We start from the raw sequence: 17,257 nt of genomic DNA, 5'->3' as shown, positions 1-17,257 counted from the left end.
GGTAGATACCGTTTTGGCCATCAAGCCTAAAGTGATGCAAATTGAGGATTAAAAAAACTTGTAAGCGTATTGCTAATTATGGCGGCTTACGCCGCTATCCCATATTGTGAAGCCTTTCGGCGCATTCATGGCAGTAGCCATTGCTGAATTCAGCTTCCGAATGCTCGGCGATGTATTGTTGCACGCTTTCCCAGCCTTTTTGAGTCAGCACCCTCCTGCACGAGAGGCATATAGGCGCAAGGCCGCTCTTCAATTTTGCCTTGTTGAGAGAATCCTGAAGGGCGATATCCCTTTTAAGCTCATCTTCCGCCTGCCTCCGCCTGGTTACAACCCTATCTATGCCGCGATAGCCCCTGAAAGCCCCGCCAGGGTCGAAAATAGGGACCGCGCTCGTTTCGAGGACTACCCTGTGCCCGTCTTTATGAAGGTTTATATTCTCAAGGCAGCTGAAACTGAATCTCTTTCGCTCCGAGGCGATTGACTTGAAAACACCTGCCATGAAGTTTGCCTCGGCGGGCGTCATGAAATCAAACGGCCTTTTGCCTACGAGGTCTTCCGGCTCATAGCCGAGCACCTCTTTTATTTTCGGGCTCATATAGGTATTGACGCCGTTTTCATCCACTTCCCAGATAAGGTCGCTCGTGTCTTCGACCAGCTTTCTGAAACGGTCTTCGCTTCTCCGCAGTTGATCAAGGCCATCGATGAGGGTTTTCTTCTCATCCTCAAGCCGTTTTATCTTTTGGGCCGATGATGGCCCTGCTTTTTTATCCGGGGACATGGCGCTCCTCCTTGAAAAAACTGAAAATGACCGGCTGATTTTTCAGAACCTGTAGCCGATACTCAACCCCGCGGAATGGCCGGAAGTGCGGTATTCGCCGCTTAAGATGCTGTTCTCGGCTTCCCGGTTCTCGAAATATGCAAACATATAAGCGGCATCGATTACGAGATTCGCTGCTTTGTAGCCAATTCCGAAACTGATATTGTGCTGGTCGGAATCCGGAAGCCTGGGCTCCAGCGTGTGGTCCGGCACCGGGTTATTCTGGAATACATACCCGCCCCTCAATGATATGCGCTCCGCGGCCCTGTATTCGACCCCCGCCCTTACGGCCCAGATGTCCCTCCAGTCTTTTGGTTCGCTTGTATCGGTAAAACCTGCCGGCTGAACCTCGTTTTGCAGGTCGATATCGAGGCTTTCGTAGCTCGACCAGTATGTCCTTTCAAAATCGAGCTCCACTGTCGTATTTTCCGTTGCTTCGTAAGCGGCCCCTATCATCAGGGTAGCCGGGAATTCTATGCTGGTCCGGGCATTCGTTACAAATGAGGCCCCTCCGAATAGCGGCTGAAGGGCCGGTGCGATATTATCAAGTGACGCCGAGCCGTCGAAGTCGACATCTATCGCGCTGCGGTACGATACGCCGAGCCTGAAGCTTTCGGCAGGGATGATTATGACCCCGGCATTGTACCCCCAGCCGTAGCCATCGCCTTCAAGGCTGGACCGCGCGTCGGCGCCGCCCACGAGCGACTGGTCGACCATTTTTTTTAGGGTCGCGCTCGACCTCATGTAATCGACCCCGGCGCCCACCAATAGCCAGGGCCGGACGCGCATGGCTATTGCCGGATTTATATTCAGGGTGTCGATTTCGCTCTCGGTAGCCTGGTATCTGGCCACCCCTGCTTCGCTCCAGTTCGTGCCGAGCCCGAAAGGCGCGTAGACGCCAAGGCCGAAACTGACGTTCCGGTACGGGTAGGTCAAGTAAAAATGCGGCGCTACGAACAGCTCGTCCATCTCCACCTCGGCGCCGGAGGGATCCTTGAATTCCGTCGAGGGAGCCAGCGCGAATGCGCCAAGATACAGGGCAGGGTCCCGCTGCCCTGCCAGTCCTGCGGGATTGAAGTAGATTGCCGAGGGGTCGTCGGCAGTCGCGGCATAGGCGTTTGCCATCCCCAGCGCTTTCGCCCCTTGCTGGTCCACCTTGAACCCGGAGGCGTTAACCGTGCCGGGGAGCATTAATAACAACAAAAACGCAAAAGTTATGTTTTTTAAGGCAGGCATGCTCTTAAACACCCTATTGGTTACGTTTTTTCCAGCAAGCGCCCAAATAAAACCAAATATCTTATAAGGACGAGTATACTCGCAAATACGGTGACTGCCATAGCCATCAACAGCCGCATGGGCCCTGGTTTGAGTAGCGGATGGCGTTAATTGCTCTATAATCAAATCAATAGATATCAAAATAGCGAGATATGGCCCAGTTCGATGAAAAACCGAGAGATGAGCTGGTCAAGCGCATAGGCGAGCTTGAAGGCGTGGAAAAAAAACTCAAGGAGAGCCAGCGCCTGCTCGAGTATGCGCAGAAGATATCGCACCTCGCAAACTGGACATGGGATATCGAACGGGACAATTTTTACGGATCGCGGGAGGCATACAGGATTTTCGAGATGCCTCCCGGCACCCCGATGCCTTTAAGCGGGATGATGGGGTTCGTGCATCCCGAGGACAGGGCGCTGGTCAGGGACGCGATAGAAGACGGCCTGAGGGGAGCCGTTTACAAATTTGAATTCAGGATAAAGACCCGGAACGGATATGTAAAGCATGTCCAGGTCATGGGTGAATTGGAAAGCCGTAACGGAAAACCGGTAGCCTTGAACGGCACCATACAGGACCTGACGGAGAGAAAAGAGCTGGAAAACGAGCAGCGTATGCTCATAGGCGAGCTTCAGTACGCGCAAAGGAGAGCGCATCTCGGCAACTGGGTGTGGGATATCGAGTCGGATAATTTTTTCGGCTCTCAGGAGAGCTACTATATTGTTGAACTGCCGGTAGGGACTCCCGTAAATTATGCGAGATTGATGGAGATGATCCATCCGGAGGACAGGCCGCTGGTCAGGAAATCCATGGAGCAGGCACTCGGGGGGGTCTTAAACAGGGAGGAATTCAGGATAATTTCCGGGACGGGGAAGCTAAAGTACATTCAGGCCATAGGCGAGCTCAAGATCCAGAACGGCAGAAAATCCTTGATAGGCACGATACAGGACATAACTGAAAAAAAAGAGCTGGAAAATGAACAGAAAAAGCTCATCGCCGAGCTTGAACATGCGCAGAAGACGGCGCATTTCGGAGACTGGGCCTGGGATATCGCTTCGGATAATTTTTCCGGGTCGCAAGAGAGTTATGATATTTTTGAGCTGCCCCGGGGTACTCCCATAAGCTACGCGAAATTGATTGGCATGATTTATCCGGAGGACAGGACATTGGCGAAGACCTGCCTGGAGGAGGCGCTCAAGGGGGTCCGCTACGAGGTGGAATTCAGGATAATCTCCGGGCTGGGGCGCATGAAATATCTGCATGGAATAGGCGAGCCGGATATGAGGGACGGCAGGGCAGTGGCCGTCACGGGCACGATACAGGATATAACCGAAAAAAAAGAGCTGGAAAACGAGCAGAAAAAGCTGATTAGCGAGCTGCAGGAAGCGCTCGGCAGGATAAAGACATTAAGCGGGCTTCTCCCCATATGCGCCAGCTGTAAAAGAATACGAGATGAAGAGGGCAACTGGTCGAGTATGGAAAAATATATCGAGAAACATTCCGAAGCTGAATTTACTCACAGCATATGCCCCGACTGCGAAGAGAGGTTATACGGCAAGGAAAGGAAAGCCGGTAATGAATAACGTTTAGATAAGCGTTGAAATCACCGTGCCGGTCCGACCACGGCCTTCGGGCACCAGTATCCTTACAATACTCCAGATAATATTTCAGCCAATCGAATCCACGTTGCCGTAGGCGGCCATGAAGACGTCGACCGCCTCGGCCACCAGTCTCTCGACCCGTTGTTTCGGCGGGGGGCCGGAGCAGCCGAGCGGCATGGAGATATGGTCTTTCGAGATTATCATCCCGAAGAAGAACTCCGCCGCCATCAAGGGGTCTTTTATACGGAGCCTCCCCGCTGAGACCTCTTTCCTCAGGTATTCCGCGAGTCCTTTCCAGCCTCGCTTGGGACCTGACTCGTAGAACATCCTGGATATCTCGGGGAACTGCCAGGAGATCGAGGCCGAAAGCCGGTAAAGACCAGTGCCCTTTTCAGTGAGGATCTTGTTGCCTATGGTGCGGCCTATCCTCGTGAGGGACTCTCTTGCAGAAAGGCCCGAGGTCACGGGGACCATGAACTCCTCAAGGAGCTGGTTCGTGACCGAGGTGACTATCTCCATGAAAAGACCTTCCTTGCTCCCGAAAAAGACATAGAAAGAGGACTTCGACCCGCCGGACATCCTTATTATCTCGTCCACGCTCACGGCCGTGTAGCCCTTCTGCATGAAAAGGGTCCACGCCGCCTCGATCATGGCCTCGCGCCTCTTTATGCCCGGCGCGTTAGTCTTTGTCTTCGCCATCAGGTCCCCTGCTAAGCCGTCTTGAATACGATGTATGTGAATATGAGGAGCGCAAGGACGGTGATTATCGAGCCGATTGCGGCCCCGGCCTCCGCTGCTGAAACCCCGCTTACAAGGAGCGCGAGACTTGCGGTCAGTATGAGCACGCCAGCGTTCGCTATCCAGAAGTGCGCCTTTGCCGCTCCGTTCCTTGCCGCAACCGGGACAAGATGATAATACATCGCGAAGACCGCCATGGTCAACCACCCGATTACACTCAGATGCACGTGCACGGAGGTCATCCCGAAGTTATGCGTCGCGCCCATTACCAGTCCGATAGTGAACCCGGCCAGCGCGTACAAGACGCCGGCCTTCATGAAATACCCGGCCAACTTTTCCATGCCCCGCCCTCCTTTTGACCTCTTTGAGATTTTCTGGCAGATGCGTAAATGAAGCTCCGCCCGTATGCGAATGGCGCGTTCCGTTTCCGCCTGGTTATGTGTACTGTATCGTACAGTACACATTTTGTCAAGCCTTTTTTCAACCCGACACGGTTGCTTTTCCATAGCGCTGGACTCTGCCCGCGTAGCGGGATATAATCTGCGCGAATTCCAGTTCATCCGCCGCATGGCCAACGGTATCGCCAGGGAGCGTTTTATGGTTCTAAAGGGGCCATTTGACGACAAGGAAGTGAAGGTCGAATACCGATCCGCCCGCCCCGAGGACGTGCCTGAAATGTCCGACCTTTTCCTCAGGGCGGTTGCGGACTTGTACTCCAGGAACAATATCGCCGCAGCGACGCCTCCACGCACGGCCGTGCTCAAGGCGTATGATCACATACTCTCTATAGGCGTCTTCCATGCAGCGGTAGCTCGCGGGCGCATCGTCGCCGTATCCGGGGCGGTCATACGCGGCCGCGTCTGGTATCTCTCCTCCTTCTGGGCCCTTCCGGAATTGCAGAGGCGGAAAATAGGGATGCCGCTACTGAGGCTTACCTGGGAGGAGGGCGTAAAGGCGGGGGCGGAAGTCTTCTGCACATGGTCCTCTGTCGACCATACGGCGATGGCGTCCTATATGAAACTTGGGATGCTGCCCGGCTACCAGGTGCTCCTTTTCGAAGGGAAGCCGGGGCCCCTTTCGCGCCCGTCAGGCTATGAGGCCGGGCCGCTCGAAAAATCCCTCGCAATGGAGCTGGACCAGTACGTCCGCGGCGCTCGCCGCGAGGCGGACCATGAACTCTGGTCTGGGAGCCCGGATTTCCGTGGTAGGCAGGTGCGCCGGAATGGAAGCTTCGTCGGTTATTACTACATAGGCAATGGCAGCATCGGCCCAGCCGCATGGAACGAACCGCAGGCGGCACGGCCCCTTCTGGAGCTTGCCTTCATTGAGGCTTCGGAAACTTCCCCTGCGGTCAGGCTGGCTGTGCCGGGAATAAACCATTCCGCCTTGAGGTTCGCCTTTGAGGCGGGGCTCCGCCTTACGGGCTTTGCCCACTTCCTTACAACCGGGGCCTTCGGACAAATGGAACAGTACCTGCCTTCAGGACCGTCACTCTACTAGGCTCCCGTAACCAGGCTTCAGGGCGCCGCCATGTCGATTGGAATCGGCATGGTTTTTTTCGGTCACTCGTGAAAAAAGCGCGGCTCTCGGCTATCATGATTATATGCCCGAGGTATTCCGGAATCCCTTGACGTGTTTTAACCCGGGCTCGCGGACTTCGTAAGGAAGCTCTCTACCCTTGCGCTCGTCTCCGGAACAAGCCCCTCGAACATTACCCCGATATTGAGCCTGTCCCCGTCGTTTCCGATGTTCCTGACCCGCCCGGTAAGCTTGAGCCTCTCTCTGGTCTCCGGGAAGTTCACGAGTATCTCAATAGCCGCGTTCACGTGCATGAGCTTCCGGAGCGTTTCTCCGTTCCTGCCGGACGTGCTTATTGAGCACTGGCAACCCCTGGCGCTGAGGTCGACTATCTGCATGTCTATAATCTCGTTATTGAGCATTATCATCGCCGGCAGTGCGCACTGGCGCCGGAGCTCGGGGCGGATCTTTAGCTCCTCGATCTTGCCGGGGAAGGCGAGGAACATGAGCTTGGAGGGGTTTGAGACGATATTAAGGATCTCCGTATTGAAGCTGTATACCGCGTCCTTGACCTGGAACTTGACCGTAACCGGGTTCCTTACAACGGTCTCGCTCCTGAACATTCCCATCAAGTCGTTCGGGGAGAGTTTAATAAGCAGGAAACTCCCGGCCTCGAAGCCGACCAGGACGCTCTTAAGCCTTATATCAAGCTTCGAGATCTCGACTATCAGGGCCTCTCCGAGGCTGAGCCTCGGTGGGCGCGGCTGAGGTCCGGCCGAACCCTGGGCCTGAGGATGGGCTGAAGGCGGCTTCCAATCCATTTTTGCCTCCTGTTTTCAGGCCGCTTCAAAAAGAGCCCTTGCTCGCGTCAGGTAGTGAAGGCAGCCTTTATATTTTCCGGGCGGAACAAACCAGCGGCTTATGGGGGTGAGCTGAGAAGCCTTGAGAGAACCGGATTTTCCGGAAGTGCTGCGTCAAGAAGGGATGCCGTTCTCATGCATGGACCCAACGAATGCCTCTCAAACCGACCGCATGGCCGGGATGACTATAACACAGCCGGGTTTTGCAGGAAATTACAATTTTGCCTGTTTTCCCGAAGCTCTTATTTGCAGCTACCGCAGCCGCCGCCGTGGTCGTCGCACTCTCCTTCGCGCTCGCCCAGGAAAAGGCCGCAGTCCGGGCATTCCTCGGAAGAGCCCATGAGCAGAGCGCCGCAGGCCGGGCACATCCCTTTCTTTATCCGCTCTTCGGCTGCCGCAATTTCAGGGTTGGCCTGCTTCCATAGTTCCTGTATCTTCCTCATTGCCTCGGAAGCCGCCCCCCTCTCAACGAATACTCCGAAGCTCCCCTTGCAGGAAGAGCCGCCGGGGACCCGGAGGACCGACGCTTCGAAGCCCGCGCTCCGGAGCGCCCACGCAACCTCGTTGGCCCGCTCGTAAGTGCCGTCCTCCACGCAGGCAAGGCCTTCGCCCGGCACATGCGTCTTTTTAAGGGACGGCCCGCGCACCTCTTCAGGGCTTACCAGCTCGGATTCGCACCGGTTGCACTCGGTGACGTACGCGAAGAACTCAGCCCCGCACTCGGGGCAAACTTTTACCTGTTCGTCCATATCGATTTCCCCTATAATTATCTAGTTGGGCCAGAGGCCCGGACAAAAGCGTCTTGATTATAGCATGGAGCCGTGTTACAAATAAATCCCGTTTTGATCCGCTTGGAAAGGTTTTCCCCGCACAAGGAGAGGTGGCCGAGAGGCTGAAGGCAGCTGCCTGCTAAGCAGTTGTAGGGATAAAACCCTACCGGGGGTTCGAATCCCCCCCTCTCCGCCAGTTTGCCCATTTTCGTTTGCAGGATTCGAAGGCGTACGAGCGCCGAGCGGAGCGAGGAAAAGGGCGCAAGGATGCGCCCGGAAGCGAGCACGCGGGGCCTGAGCAAGGAGGCAGGAAGCCGACGAGCGAAGGCCGAATCCCCCCCTCTCCGCCAGTTTTGTCCCCATCACGACATCATCAGCAGGGAGCATGTAAGCAATGTATCACCGGCATCCGGGAGTTGGGGGCACTCTATGCCTCATGCCCGAGAGCCTGGCCACGTTTTTCCGATGCGGGCAACGGGGTCCCTGGGATAATACGCTTATGATATAATGGGATAAAGCAAGGAGGCTTTATGGAAAAGGAGAAAAAGGATATTGAAAGGGCGATCTTCGCGGCCGGCTGCTTCTGGGGCATCGAGGAGACCTTCAGGAACGTAAAAGGCGTTCTCTCGACCAGGGTCGGCTATACCGGCGGAAAAACCGAAAACCCCACATATAAAGAGGTCTGCACGGATACCACGGGCCATGCCGAGGCGGTGGAGGTCACATTTGACCCGGGGATCGTGAGCTACAGGGAGATTTTGAAGGTCTTCTGGGACATACACGATCCCACGACAATGGACAGGCAGGGGCCGGATATCGGGAGCCAGTACAGGTCCGCCATCTTCTATGCGGATAGCTACCAGGAAAGGCTCGCGAAGGAATCAAGGGAAGAGCTCGAAAGGTCCGGGCTCTACAGGAGGCCCATAGTCACGGAGATTACCCCGGCAGCGGCCTTTTATCCCGCCGAGGAATACCACCAGAAATACCTCATGAAGCGGGGGCTTAAGTACTGCGGCTGAATTGCCGGAGCGCCCTTACCTCATTACCTGGTTGAGCTCGAATATGGGGAGCAGTATGGCCAGGACTATGAACCCCACCGCGGCCCCCATCGCCAGGATGAGCGCTGGCTCAACGAGGCTCATCGTCTTTTTTATCCCGGCCTGCAGCTCGGCTTCATAGCCCTCGGCAGCGCGAAGGAGCACCTCATCGAGGCTGCCGCTCTTTTCCCCTACTTTTATCATATGGATTACAAGCGGGGGGATGCGTCCGCATTTGGCCAGGCTCGTCGATAGCGCCAAGCCTCCCGCGCAGTCGGAAGACGCCTCGTCGATGGCCTTCCTGAATGCCGCATGGTCCACGACCTCTTTCGTTATCTCAAGTGCCTTCAGGAGTTGTATGCCGCCCGCGAGGAGGCTCCCGAGGGTCCTCGTAAAGGCCGAGAGATAGAAAATAGCGATGAGCTTCCCCGCAAAAGGCAGGTCGAGCGCCAGGTCATCGATAAGCTCCCTTCCACGCCCGGACCTTGAAAACCTCCTGAATGCAAAATATGCCGCCACTCCGAACGCGATGAATACAGGCCAGTAGCCTGAGATGAGTTCCGCGCTCCGGATAAGGAGGACCGTGATGAACGGGAGGCTTCCTCCGGTGTCCTCGAATATGCGGGTTATCTTGGGGATAACAAAGATAAAGAGGAACGCGAGCACGCCCGCGCCCACAAGGAGCATGAGAGCCGGGTAGGCGAGGGCGGCCCTTATTTCCGTTATGGCCCTTGCCCTTGATTCGAGCTCCGCGGCAAGCCGCGGGAGCATTCTGTCCAGCGAGCCGCTCGCCTCGCCCGAGGCCACCATGCCCCTGTAAAAGGGGCTGAATACCCGGGGATGCCTGAAGAGCGCCTCTGAAAGGGAGCTGCCTCCGGTTACGGCCTCCTTGACATCCGCGAATACGTCCTTAAGGCGCTCGCTATCCGTATTTGCAGCAAGGACCGAGAGAGCTTCGGTAAGGCTCGTGCCTGAAGCCAGGAGCGTCGATAGCTGGCGCGTTGCGATTGCCAGGTCACCTGTGGCTACCTTCCGGCCCCTCTTTTGGGCCTCTGCTTCTTTTACCTCGACAGGGTGGAGCCCCAGCCCCTTAAGGCGCTGGAGAGCGTCGTTCCTGCCTGAAGCCTCCATTCTCCCAGCGGAAAGCTTCCCCTTCCCGTCATATGCCCTGTACCTGTATGTGGCCATTCAGGCTCCCAGCAAAGGATTCAGTCTTCGTCCTGTATGACCCTCAAGACCTCTTTTACGCTCGTAACCCCCTTGCAAGCCTTTCCCAGCCCGTCCTCGAGCATGGTCCTCATGCCGCCGGCGAGGGCAGCCTTCTTTATCGTGCCCGCGTCCTGGTTCCTGAGTATGAGGGGGCGCAGCTCCGGGCCGGGCACGAGAAACTCGAATATTCCGACCCTGCCCCTGTAGCCGGTGCCGAGGCACTTGGCGCAGCCCGCGGCAGTCCAGAGCGTTCCGGGCGGCTCCTTGAAAAGGGAGGCCTCGTGGCCGGGCGCGGCCTCCTTCCTGCAGTCCGGGCAGAGCACCCTTACAAGCCTCTGGGCGAGGATGCCGGTTATGGACGAGGACACAAGATAAGGCTCTATCCCCATGTCCACGAGCCTTGTTATCGAGCTTGCGGTGTCGTTGGTGTGAAGGGTCGAGAGGACTAGATGCCCGGTGAGGGAGGCCTGTATCGCTATCTCCGCGGTCTCTCTGTCCCGTATCTCGCCTACCATGATGACGTCCGGGTCCTGCCTGAGTATGGAGCGGAGCCCGCTCGCGAAGGTGAGGCCTATCTTCGGGTTCACGTGCATCTGCCCCACGCCCTTAAGCTGGTACTCGACCGGGTCTTCGATGGTTATTATGTTCCTTTCGGTCGAGTTTATGCGCGAAAGGGCCGAATAGAGCGTGGTGGTCTTGCCCGAGCCTGTAGGGCCGGTCACGAGGATTATGCCGCTATTCTTTGAAAGGAGCGATTCGAGCGTGCGGGCCTGGCCCTGGTCGAGGCCGAGCCTCGGGAACGCGATGACCTCGGCCTTGCTGTCGAGGAGCCTCAACACCGCCCTTTCGCCGTGGGAGGTGGGTATTATCGAGACCCTTACATAGATGTCCTTGCCCGCTACGAGGAGGCGGATCTTCCCGTCCTGCGGAAGCCTCTTCTCCGCTATGTCGAGCCCGGCCATGATCTTTACGCGGCTTACGAGCGCCTCCTGGAGCGCCTTGGGCGGGGAGAGGACCGGATGGAGGACGCCGTCGACCCTGAAGCGGACCTCGACCTCCTTCTCGTAAGGCTCGATGTGTATGTCGCTCGCCCGGTCCCGCACCGCCTCGAAGAGGAGGGAGTTCAAAAGCTTTATTACAGGCGCCTCGTCCCCGAGGTCGATAAGGTCTTTCGGCTCCTCCCAGCTGCTGTAGAGGGTTTCGAGGCTTTCCGAGCCCAGCCCGTCGATGACGTCCTTTGCCGAGCCGGAGAGCCTGTCAAACGACCTGTTTATCGCGTCGAGTATCTCCTGCCTCTCAGCGATAACCGGCGTGACCGGCCCACCGGCGGTCCTCTCTATCTCGTTGAGCGCAAAGACCGCCTCAAGGCCGGAGACCGCCACTGGCAGGATGCCGTCCCTTCTCCGGAGGGGCAGGACCAGGTTCTTTTTAAGGAAAGGGAGGGAGAAGCGGCTGAGGATGGAAGCGTCCATGTCCTCGTCGGCAATGCGGTTTATCCGGGGCAGATTCTTTCCGGTCATATCAGCCATGATGCCTCAGGGTGCGGCGCCGCCCTGAGGCTTGGCCGGGCGGCTGTTCTGGTCGAATTCGGATTCCTTCCTCATCCGGAGCTCGTCGAGCCCCTGGAAGTCGTTCACGATATACGGGGTTATGAATACGAGGAGGTTCGTCTTCTGGTCCTGTTCCCTCTTGAACTTGAATAGCCACCCCAGGAGCGGTATGTCGCCGAGGAGTGGCACCTTCACCGTGCTGTTGGTCTTCCGCGTCTGTATGAGGCCGCCTATGACGACGGTCTGGTTGTTCTTTGCGACTACGCTAGTCTGGGCCGAGCGCTTGGTCGTGATGAGGTCCGAAGCGCCCGCGACGGTCGTCGGGGAGATGGCCGATATCTCCTGGTATATGTCGAGCTTTACGAAGTCCCCCTCGCTTATCTTGGGCTTTATCCGTAATTTAATGCCGACGTCCTTCCGCTCGATCGATTGAATAAGTGGCTGGCCAGTGGTGCCTGTCTCGCGCTCGAGCTTGCTCAGGAACGGCACGTTCTCGCCGACCATTATCTCGGCCTCGGAGTTGTCGCTCGTCAAAAGGTGCGGGGTCGAGAGTACGTTAACGACGTCCCTGAAGGAGGAGAGCGAAAAGAGTGCCGCGAACCCCGGGGCGGTGAGGTTGAAGCTCGTCCCGTCCGGCCTGGTGACCGGGACTGTAATGAAGTTCCCGAGGCCGCCTATGGAAAGCCCGGCAAGGCCGCTCACGACCGACTGTATCGAGGACTGGTCGACCGTCCCGAAGCCGCCTACCACGACCGGGTCGCCGTTATGCATCCCCGTGGCCCGCCACCTGTTCCCGAGCTCCACGGCCTTGTCGATGCTCACCTCGGTTATCATGGCCTCGACAAAGACCTGCTTGGGCCTCCTGTCGAGCTTCTCTATCACCTGCACGAGGTTCCGGTAGTCGGAGGGCGAGGCCATGATTATGAGCGAGTTCGTCCCGTCGAACGGGGTAATGGATATCCTACCGGTTATGCCGAAAGGCATCTGCGTCGGCGCGCCCTTCTCGGCAGCCGCGGCCCGGGCCGGGTCGAGGAGCGAGGAGAGCACCTTCCCGAGGTCGGCAGAGTTCGCGTTTTCGAGGTAATAGACGTGAAGGCGGCTCGAGGCCTCCGGGGGTGCCACGTCCAGGAGGGATATGAACCGCCTGTAATATTCCCGCTCGACGGGCGAGTTGGAGAGTATTATCGCGTTAAGCCTTGAATCGAGCGAGATGCCGCTGTCGGACTGCCCGTCCGGCCCCCTTTTGGGGCCCGTCCTCCTCTGTTCCTCATGCCTGAGTATCTGCACGAGGGCCTCGGCCTGCGCGTGCCTCAGGTATACGAGCTCCGGCTCAGGCGCCCCGGCGGGCCTGTCCACCGATTTGAGTATATTGAGTATCTTTTCGACGTTCGAGGAGGTGTCCACCACCATGAGCGCGTTCTTCGAGCCGAAGCTCGATACCTGCCCGTACCTCGATATAAGCGGCTGGACCGCGGAAAGGGCCTCCTGGAAGGAGACGTATTCGAGCGTTATAAGCCTTACGATATACTGGTCGCCCCTGGCCAGGGCCGCGCCGTCAGATACCTTCATGCCGCTCTGCTTCGCCAAGGACGAGGGGATTATCTTGTAGGCGTCTCCTGAGGGGACCACCGCAAAACCCTTGAGCTCCAGGGCCGATATGAAGAGGTCCATCGCCTCGTCGCTCGTGAGTTTTGCCGGGGCCACTATCGTGACCCTGCCCTTTGCGCCGCCCTCGGCGTCGTAGATGAAGTTCTTCCGGGTTATCTCGCTCATGATCCTTATAAGCGACGATACCTCGACGTCTACGAAGTTTATGGTAATCTCGGCTGCCGCCCCCTTGGGCGCGGCGGCCTCGCGGGCCTTGGCCTCGACCGGGGCAAGCGCCAGTAGGAGCAGCGAATAGGTGAGGAGGGCTTTTTTTAACGTCTTAAGCATCTTCATCCGGCTATCTTATTTCATAACGCAGGCTCATGGGTCTTCCGCCGCGCACGATATCGAGCTCGATATTGGACTCGCCCTTGAGGGCCGTAAGCACCTGGACCGCCTTCTCGGGTGTCGTGACCTCCTGCCCGTTGACCCTGCCGAGTATGTCCCCGTTATTGAGCCCGAGCGCCTTGAATACGCCTTTCGGCTTTATTTCGGTAACGCGAAAGCCCTGGACCTTGCCGTCCTTTACGACGGGCGTAAGCCTTGCGTCCGAAAGCACCTGGCCTATGTCGCCGAGCGCGCTCATGACCGCCTTCTGGTCCACGACCCACTGTCCCTCGCCGACCTTTCTCGAAGCCGCGAGGAAACCCCCTTGCGCAACCGGGGCAGCTGCCTGCGCCGGGTCCGGACGCGAAGCAAAGCCGGGCCTTTCCTCTTCTATCCGCAACGTGGCCTCGCCGGAGCCCGTTGAGACAATGGCCGAGTCCCGGAGGACTTTGAGCAGGGTGGCTGTCCCGAACACTCTTTCCCCCGGCCTTACGACCTCTTCCTGGGCCGAGCCGCTTCTACGGAATACCGCGAAACTGTCCTCACCCGTAAAGGTGCCGCCAAGGATCATGCCCGCGAACTCGGCAGAGCCGCCGCTTGAGGAAGTGTTTTCATCCCCGATTGGAACGGCCCTGAACCTCTTGTCCCTTGAAGGGAAGACGGCGCTTTCGACGACCGGGGCATAGGCCATGATGTCCGTTACGGTCCTTGCAGGGACAGGCCTTGCGCCCTCATTCGGCGTAACGGGGGCCGTGCTTCGAAGTACGACCCAATCCCTCGCAACTAAGGCGGCAGCCGGTATTATGGCCAGTGCCAGCGCCGCGTTGACCAGGTTCACCGTCTTAAGGTTCATAAGTTTCATTTCGGCCTGGTCTCAGCTGATATTTAAGGCAATCTTTAAAAAATCGATCTTTTCCCCGGACCCTGCGTAGTTACGGTAATAAAAATGCTCACATATTACCAGTATATGCTCCGCTTTTTATTCCCGGCCTTCCTTGATTGCGGGAAGGATCTCTGTTTTTTTTAGAAGTTGCCTTAATAAATTTTCGTTTTCATGGAAAGAGAAAAAGGCGCCGCGAAAAGGGCAGCCCCGCCGGGGGAAGACCTGGAAGGCGGGACCCTACCGGAGATATTATCGAAAGGGGAGCCGGTTTTCAAGGCAAATATCAGGTTTTTACTTGAAAAACCGGGAATTTTCTGTTATTCAGGGGGTCTGTATGTATTTGCGTTCGGACCTGTCCAGTCCAGGTCCATGTAATCCTTGGTGCTCCTGTTTGCAAGGCCGGGAGGCCCCTTTAAAATGCCCACCAAAAGATACCCGCAGGAAAGCCGAAGTTTAAACGTAATGGCGAGGATTTCTCTTCCGGGTCCAGGGCCCCGGTTCCCGGGGCGGATGCGATGCCGCCGCGGCTTCACCATCATTGAGCTGGTCGTCCTTATGGCCGTCATAGGGCTCGCGCTCGCCGTGGCGCTGCCCAGGCTTGCGGGGTTCGAGCGCGCTGCCCTCAAGTCTCAGGCAGGCAAGCTCTCGACTCTCTTGAGGTACGCGAATGAATCTGCCGCTACAAAGCGCCTTTACTACAAGGTCTCATTCGATATCGAAAAAGGATCTGTCGTGGTAGAGCGCTCCCCTGACGGCAAGGAATTTTCAGTGGACACTGGCATCAGGGGCCTCAAAATGAGCGGCGGGGCCGTGCTCCGCGACATTGTCGTAGGGGGGCTCGGGAAGATGGAGACGGGGACCGTGTCGGTCGTCTTTACGCCGCTCGGGGCGGCCGAGGAGTTTTCCGTGCACCTGGGGGCCGGGAAGGACTGGTTCACCGTGAAATTCAACCCATATTCGGGAAAGGCCGTGGCGGTCGAGGGATATGCCTGAAAAGGGGGAAAAAGGGTTTACCCTCCTTGAGGTGATGATAAGCCTCGCCATACTGGCGGGGGCGGTAGTGACGCTCGTTTCCGCCTTCAATTACCACCTTAAGGCGGCTTCCGAGACAAGCGACCTTGTAGCCGCTTCCATACTCGGCAGGTTCAAGGCAGAGGAGGTCTCGCTCTACGGGCCGCCTGGCATCATGAATGGATCGTTTGAAGGCGACTTCAAGACTTTCACGTGGGAGATGCAGCCGTTGGATACGGAGCTCCCCGGACTTAAGCGGCTGGATGTAAGGATAAGCTGGGATGAATCCAAGAGCCTTACGCTCCATACCTTTTATTAGCAGGGTGTTGAAAAACACCCTGCTTGGCAATCCACGGATGGATTGCCAAATTGCGAAGACTATCCAGGTCGAGCAATTTGTAAGGCTTGGACGGATTCATTCCGGCCAAGCCGTGGTTGAAAAAGTCCAGGAAGGATTTTTTCAACATCCTGTTAGGAATAGCGGGTTTACGCTCATAGAGGTGCTCGTTGCGCTCGCTGTCGGCTCTATTGCGCTCCTTTCGCTTTACGGCGTCCTCATGAGCGTACTCGGCGCGGGCGAAAGGACCGGTAGTTCGCTCGAGAGGGACCTGGAGGCCGGGATGTTCCTTGATAGGCTTTCGGGCGAGGTCAACTCCGCGTACTTCAGCCCCGAAGATCCCCGTTCCGCCTTTTCCGGGAAGACGAGGTCAGGGGCTTCTGCCCTGGAGTTCACATATTATTCATCTTTCTCATCAAGGCCTCAAAGGGGGGTAGCCCCTTCCACGGACCTAATGGCAATAGGCTACTTCGCTAAGCATGGGGAAGGGGGGCTTGCCCTTTACAGGGAGACGTGGAACCCGCTTATAGGCGAAAGGTTCGTCTCGGAGGCGCTCTCCGGCATCGAGGCTTTCGAGTTGAGCTACAGTAACGGCACGTCCTGGGCCAACGCATGGGAGGCTACACTTGAAAAGAAGCTCCCCCTTGCCGTAAGGGCCAGGGTGGTCTTTAGGGACGGAAGGGAGTTTACCGCCCTTTCGAGGACCATGATAAGATGAACTCTCCCTCGCGGAAGAGGAGCGCCGCCGTGAGCGGGGTGCGGAGACCGGTGGAGGGCGGTTTTGTACTTATAGCCGCGCTCGTTATCCTCGCGGTACTCGCGGCTATCGTGACGGAGTTCGTCTACAGGGTGCACGTCTCCACATCCAGGGCCTCGAATTTCGCGGAGGGACAGAGGGCCGCTCTCCTGGCCGGCAAGGGGGTCGAGCTAGCCCAAGAGGCCCTTAAAGAGATGCTCAAGTCCGGGCCGAATATCGCGATTGATAAGGACGGGCTCCTCTTTACCGCCTCGGAAGGGGGGGCGTCGGTAGTCGTAAGGGTGCATGACGAGCTTGGAAAGGCCTCGTTACGGACGGTCTACCCCAACGGTGTCGAAAACGGCAGGACGCACGCGGTATTCTCAAGGCTCCTTGAAGGGTTGGGGATAAAGGGCCGCGAAGGGCTTGAGGACGCCCTGGCGGACTGGATCGACGGCGACGACCAGCCGAGGGCATACGGGGCAGAGGGCCCTGAGCATTACCTGAGGCTCAAATCACCCTATGAGGCGAGGAACGGGTATCCGGGCTCCATTGGAGAGCTCCTGATGATAAAGGGCTTTTCGCCCGAGGTGCTTTCAATGCTAAAGCCCTTTGTTTCGCCCTATAATACTGACGGGCTCATTAACGTGAACACCGCCCCATTGGAGGTGCTGCTCGCCCTTTCGGATGAGATGACCGAAGAGCTCGCCAGAAACCTCATAAAGCGGAGGATGGAGAGGCCTTTCAGGGACAGGTCCGAAATAATGAAAGTGCCGGGTTTCGAGGAGGCAGGCTACGGGCTCATGGACGGCATAAAAGTTGAGAGCCGGATATTCAGCGTCCATTCGAGGGCCACGTCAGGCGAGGTCTCGCGGGAGATAGAGGCGGTCTTCGAGGCAGAAAAGGGCGTCCTCTACTGGAGAAGGCTTTAGCAGGGTATTGAAAAA

General features: G+C 57.3%; 17 protein-coding genes and 1 tRNA gene. 8 read left to right on the top strand and 10 right to left on the bottom strand.

Going from position 1 to position 17,257, the window contains the following annotated elements:
* Nucleotides 1-94 precede the first annotated feature (94 nt).
* Together QY316_12265 and QY316_12260 are read right to left on the bottom strand one after the other, a co-directional pair.
* The gene (locus QY316_12265) at nt 95-778 is read right to left on the bottom strand and encodes a PAS domain S-box protein (protein WKZ32670.1); all 684 of its coding nucleotides are present in this window, start codon (nt 776-778) and stop codon (nt 95-97) included.
* A 42-nt stretch (nt 779-820) separates the two neighbouring features.
* Nucleotides 821-2,008, bottom strand: coding sequence for an outer membrane protein transport protein (locus QY316_12260; GenBank protein ID WKZ32669.1), 1,188 nt, complete (start codon nt 2,006-2,008; stop codon nt 821-823).
* 236 nt (nt 2,009-2,244) lie between these two features.
* Between QY316_12260 and QY316_12255 the strand changes: the two genes are divergently transcribed.
* Nucleotides 2,245-3,669 (top strand): PAS domain-containing protein, encoded by a 1,425-nt coding sequence (locus QY316_12255; protein ID WKZ32668.1) that lies wholly within the window; start codon nt 2,245-2,247, stop codon nt 3,667-3,669.
* A gap of 84 nt (nt 3,670-3,753) precedes the next feature.
* On the opposite strand, the gene QY316_12250 is transcribed toward QY316_12255, so the two are convergent.
* A complete protein-coding gene (locus QY316_12250; protein WKZ32667.1) occupies nt 3,754-4,386 on the bottom strand; it encodes a TetR/AcrR family transcriptional regulator in 633 nt (210 codons plus the stop codon).
* Nucleotides 4,387-4,397: 11 nt separating this feature from the next.
* Nucleotides 4,398-4,766 carry a cytochrome-c oxidase gene (locus tag QY316_12245; protein ID WKZ32666.1) on the bottom strand — a complete coding sequence of 123 codons (369 nt, stop codon included), beginning with the start codon at nt 4,764-4,766 and terminating at the stop codon, nt 4,398-4,400.
* Between the two features lie 256 nt (nt 4,767-5,022).
* On the opposite strand from QY316_12245, the gene QY316_12240 reads away from it, so the two are divergent.
* Nucleotides 5,023-5,925, top strand: a complete 903-nt coding sequence (locus QY316_12240; GenBank protein WKZ32665.1) for a GNAT family N-acetyltransferase — start codon at nt 5,023-5,025, stop codon at nt 5,923-5,925.
* A 137-nt stretch (nt 5,926-6,062) separates the two neighbouring features.
* Here QY316_12240 and QY316_12235 read toward each other — a convergent pair whose 3' ends face one another.
* Nucleotides 6,063-6,764: a PilZ domain-containing protein gene (locus QY316_12235; GenBank protein WKZ32664.1), complete on the bottom strand. Its 702-nt coding sequence runs from the start codon at nt 6,762-6,764 to the stop codon at nt 6,063-6,065.
* 281 nt (nt 6,765-7,045) lie between these two features.
* Nucleotides 7,046-7,552, bottom strand: coding sequence for a hypothetical protein (locus QY316_12230; GenBank protein ID WKZ32663.1), 507 nt, complete (start codon nt 7,550-7,552; stop codon nt 7,046-7,048).
* A 125-nt stretch (nt 7,553-7,677) separates the two neighbouring features.
* Between QY316_12230 and QY316_12225 the strand changes: the two genes are divergently transcribed.
* A tRNA-Ser gene (locus QY316_12225) sits at nt 7,678-7,769 on the top strand.
* 334 nt (nt 7,770-8,103) lie between these two features.
* On the top strand, nt 8,104-8,592 hold the full coding sequence (gene msrA / locus QY316_12220; protein ID WKZ32662.1) for a peptide-methionine (S)-S-oxide reductase MsrA: 489 nt from the start codon (nt 8,104-8,106) through the stop codon (nt 8,590-8,592).
* Nucleotides 8,593-8,607: 15 nt separating this feature from the next.
* On the opposite strand, the gene QY316_12215 is transcribed toward msrA, so the two are convergent.
* Genes QY316_12215 through QY316_12200 form a run of 4 tightly spaced genes read right to left on the bottom strand, consistent with a single transcriptional unit; the run spans nt 8,608 to nt 14,205 of the window.
* Nucleotides 8,608-9,798 (bottom strand): type II secretion system F family protein, encoded by a 1,191-nt coding sequence (locus tag QY316_12215; GenBank protein ID WKZ32661.1) that lies wholly within the window; start codon nt 9,796-9,798, stop codon nt 8,608-8,610.
* Nucleotides 9,799-9,818: 20 nt separating this feature from the next.
* Nucleotides 9,819-11,339, bottom strand: coding sequence for a type II secretion system ATPase GspE (gene gspE, locus QY316_12210; protein WKZ32660.1), 1,521 nt, complete (start codon nt 11,337-11,339; stop codon nt 9,819-9,821).
* A 15-nt stretch (nt 11,340-11,354) separates the two neighbouring features.
* On the bottom strand, nt 11,355-13,304 hold the full coding sequence (gspD, locus tag QY316_12205; protein WKZ32659.1) for a type II secretion system secretin GspD: 1,950 nt from the start codon (nt 13,302-13,304) through the stop codon (nt 11,355-11,357).
* 10 nt (nt 13,305-13,314) lie between these two features.
* Nucleotides 13,315-14,205 (bottom strand): hypothetical protein, encoded by an 891-nt coding sequence (locus tag QY316_12200; GenBank protein ID WKZ32658.1) that lies wholly within the window; start codon nt 14,203-14,205, stop codon nt 13,315-13,317.
* Between the two features lie 531 nt (nt 14,206-14,736).
* On the opposite strand from QY316_12200, the gene QY316_12195 reads away from it, so the two are divergent.
* From QY316_12195 to gspK, 4 genes are all read left to right on the top strand, one after another.
* A complete protein-coding gene (locus tag QY316_12195) occupies nt 14,737-15,219 on the top strand; it encodes a prepilin-type N-terminal cleavage/methylation domain-containing protein (GenBank protein ID WKZ32657.1) in 483 nt (160 codons plus the stop codon).
* Nucleotides 15,212-15,556, top strand: a complete 345-nt coding sequence (locus tag QY316_12190; protein ID WKZ32656.1) for a prepilin-type N-terminal cleavage/methylation domain-containing protein — start codon at nt 15,212-15,214, stop codon at nt 15,554-15,556. Before QY316_12195 ends, QY316_12190 begins: the two co-directional genes overlap by 8 nt.
* A 112-nt stretch (nt 15,557-15,668) precedes the next feature.
* Nucleotides 15,669-16,292 (top strand): type II secretion system protein GspJ, encoded by a 624-nt coding sequence (locus QY316_12185; protein ID WKZ32655.1) that lies wholly within the window; start codon nt 15,669-15,671, stop codon nt 16,290-16,292.
* Nucleotides 16,289-17,242, top strand: coding sequence for a type II secretion system minor pseudopilin GspK (gene gspK / locus QY316_12180; protein ID WKZ32654.1), 954 nt, complete (start codon nt 16,289-16,291; stop codon nt 17,240-17,242). Before QY316_12185 ends, gspK begins: the two co-directional genes overlap by 4 nt.
* The last annotated feature ends 15 nt before the right edge of the window (nt 17,243-17,257 follow it).

The organism is Thermodesulfobacteriota bacterium (assembly GCA_030583865.1).
Taxonomy (GTDB): Bacteria; Desulfobacterota; GWC2-55-46; order GWC2-55-46; family GWC2-55-46; genus UBA5799.
This window is presented reverse-complemented; position numbering and strand designations above follow the sequence as displayed.

Excerpts from the sequence above, each read along its gene's own strand:
- QY316_12265 (WKZ32670.1), bottom strand. The coding sequence starts at position 778 with ATGTCCCCGGATAAAAAAGCAGGGCCATCATCGGCCCAAAAGATAAAA.
- QY316_12260 (WKZ32669.1), bottom strand. The coding sequence starts at position 2,008 with ATGCTCCCCGGCACGGTTAACGCCTCCGGGTTCAAGGTGGACCAGCAA.
- QY316_12255 (WKZ32668.1), top strand. The coding sequence starts at position 2,245 with ATGGCCCAGTTCGATGAAAAACCGAGAGATGAGCTGGTCAAGCGCATA.
- QY316_12250 (WKZ32667.1), bottom strand. The coding sequence starts at position 4,386 with ATGGCGAAGACAAAGACTAACGCGCCGGGCATAAAGAGGCGCGAGGCC.
- QY316_12245 (WKZ32666.1), bottom strand. The coding sequence starts at position 4,766 with ATGGAAAAGTTGGCCGGGTATTTCATGAAGGCCGGCGTCTTGTACGCG.
- QY316_12240 (WKZ32665.1), top strand. The coding sequence starts at position 5,023 with ATGGTTCTAAAGGGGCCATTTGACGACAAGGAAGTGAAGGTCGAATAC.
- QY316_12235 (WKZ32664.1), bottom strand. The coding sequence starts at position 6,764 with ATGGATTGGAAGCCGCCTTCAGCCCATCCTCAGGCCCAGGGTTCGGCC.
- QY316_12230 (WKZ32663.1), bottom strand. The coding sequence starts at position 7,552 with ATGGACGAACAGGTAAAAGTTTGCCCCGAGTGCGGGGCTGAGTTCTTC.
- msrA (WKZ32662.1), top strand. The coding sequence starts at position 8,104 with ATGGAAAAGGAGAAAAAGGATATTGAAAGGGCGATCTTCGCGGCCGGC.
- QY316_12215 (WKZ32661.1), bottom strand. The coding sequence starts at position 9,798 with ATGGCCACATACAGGTACAGGGCATATGACGGGAAGGGGAAGCTTTCC.
- gspE (WKZ32660.1), bottom strand. The coding sequence starts at position 11,339 with ATGACCGGAAAGAATCTGCCCCGGATAAACCGCATTGCCGACGAGGAC.
- gspD (WKZ32659.1), bottom strand. The coding sequence starts at position 13,304 with ATGCTTAAGACGTTAAAAAAAGCCCTCCTCACCTATTCGCTGCTCCTA.
- QY316_12200 (WKZ32658.1), bottom strand. The coding sequence starts at position 14,205 with ATGAAACTTATGAACCTTAAGACGGTGAACCTGGTCAACGCGGCGCTG.
- QY316_12195 (WKZ32657.1), top strand. The coding sequence starts at position 14,737 with ATGCGATGCCGCCGCGGCTTCACCATCATTGAGCTGGTCGTCCTTATG.
- QY316_12190 (WKZ32656.1), top strand. The coding sequence starts at position 15,212 with ATGCCTGAAAAGGGGGAAAAAGGGTTTACCCTCCTTGAGGTGATGATA.
- gspK (WKZ32654.1), top strand. The coding sequence starts at position 16,289 with ATGAACTCTCCCTCGCGGAAGAGGAGCGCCGCCGTGAGCGGGGTGCGG.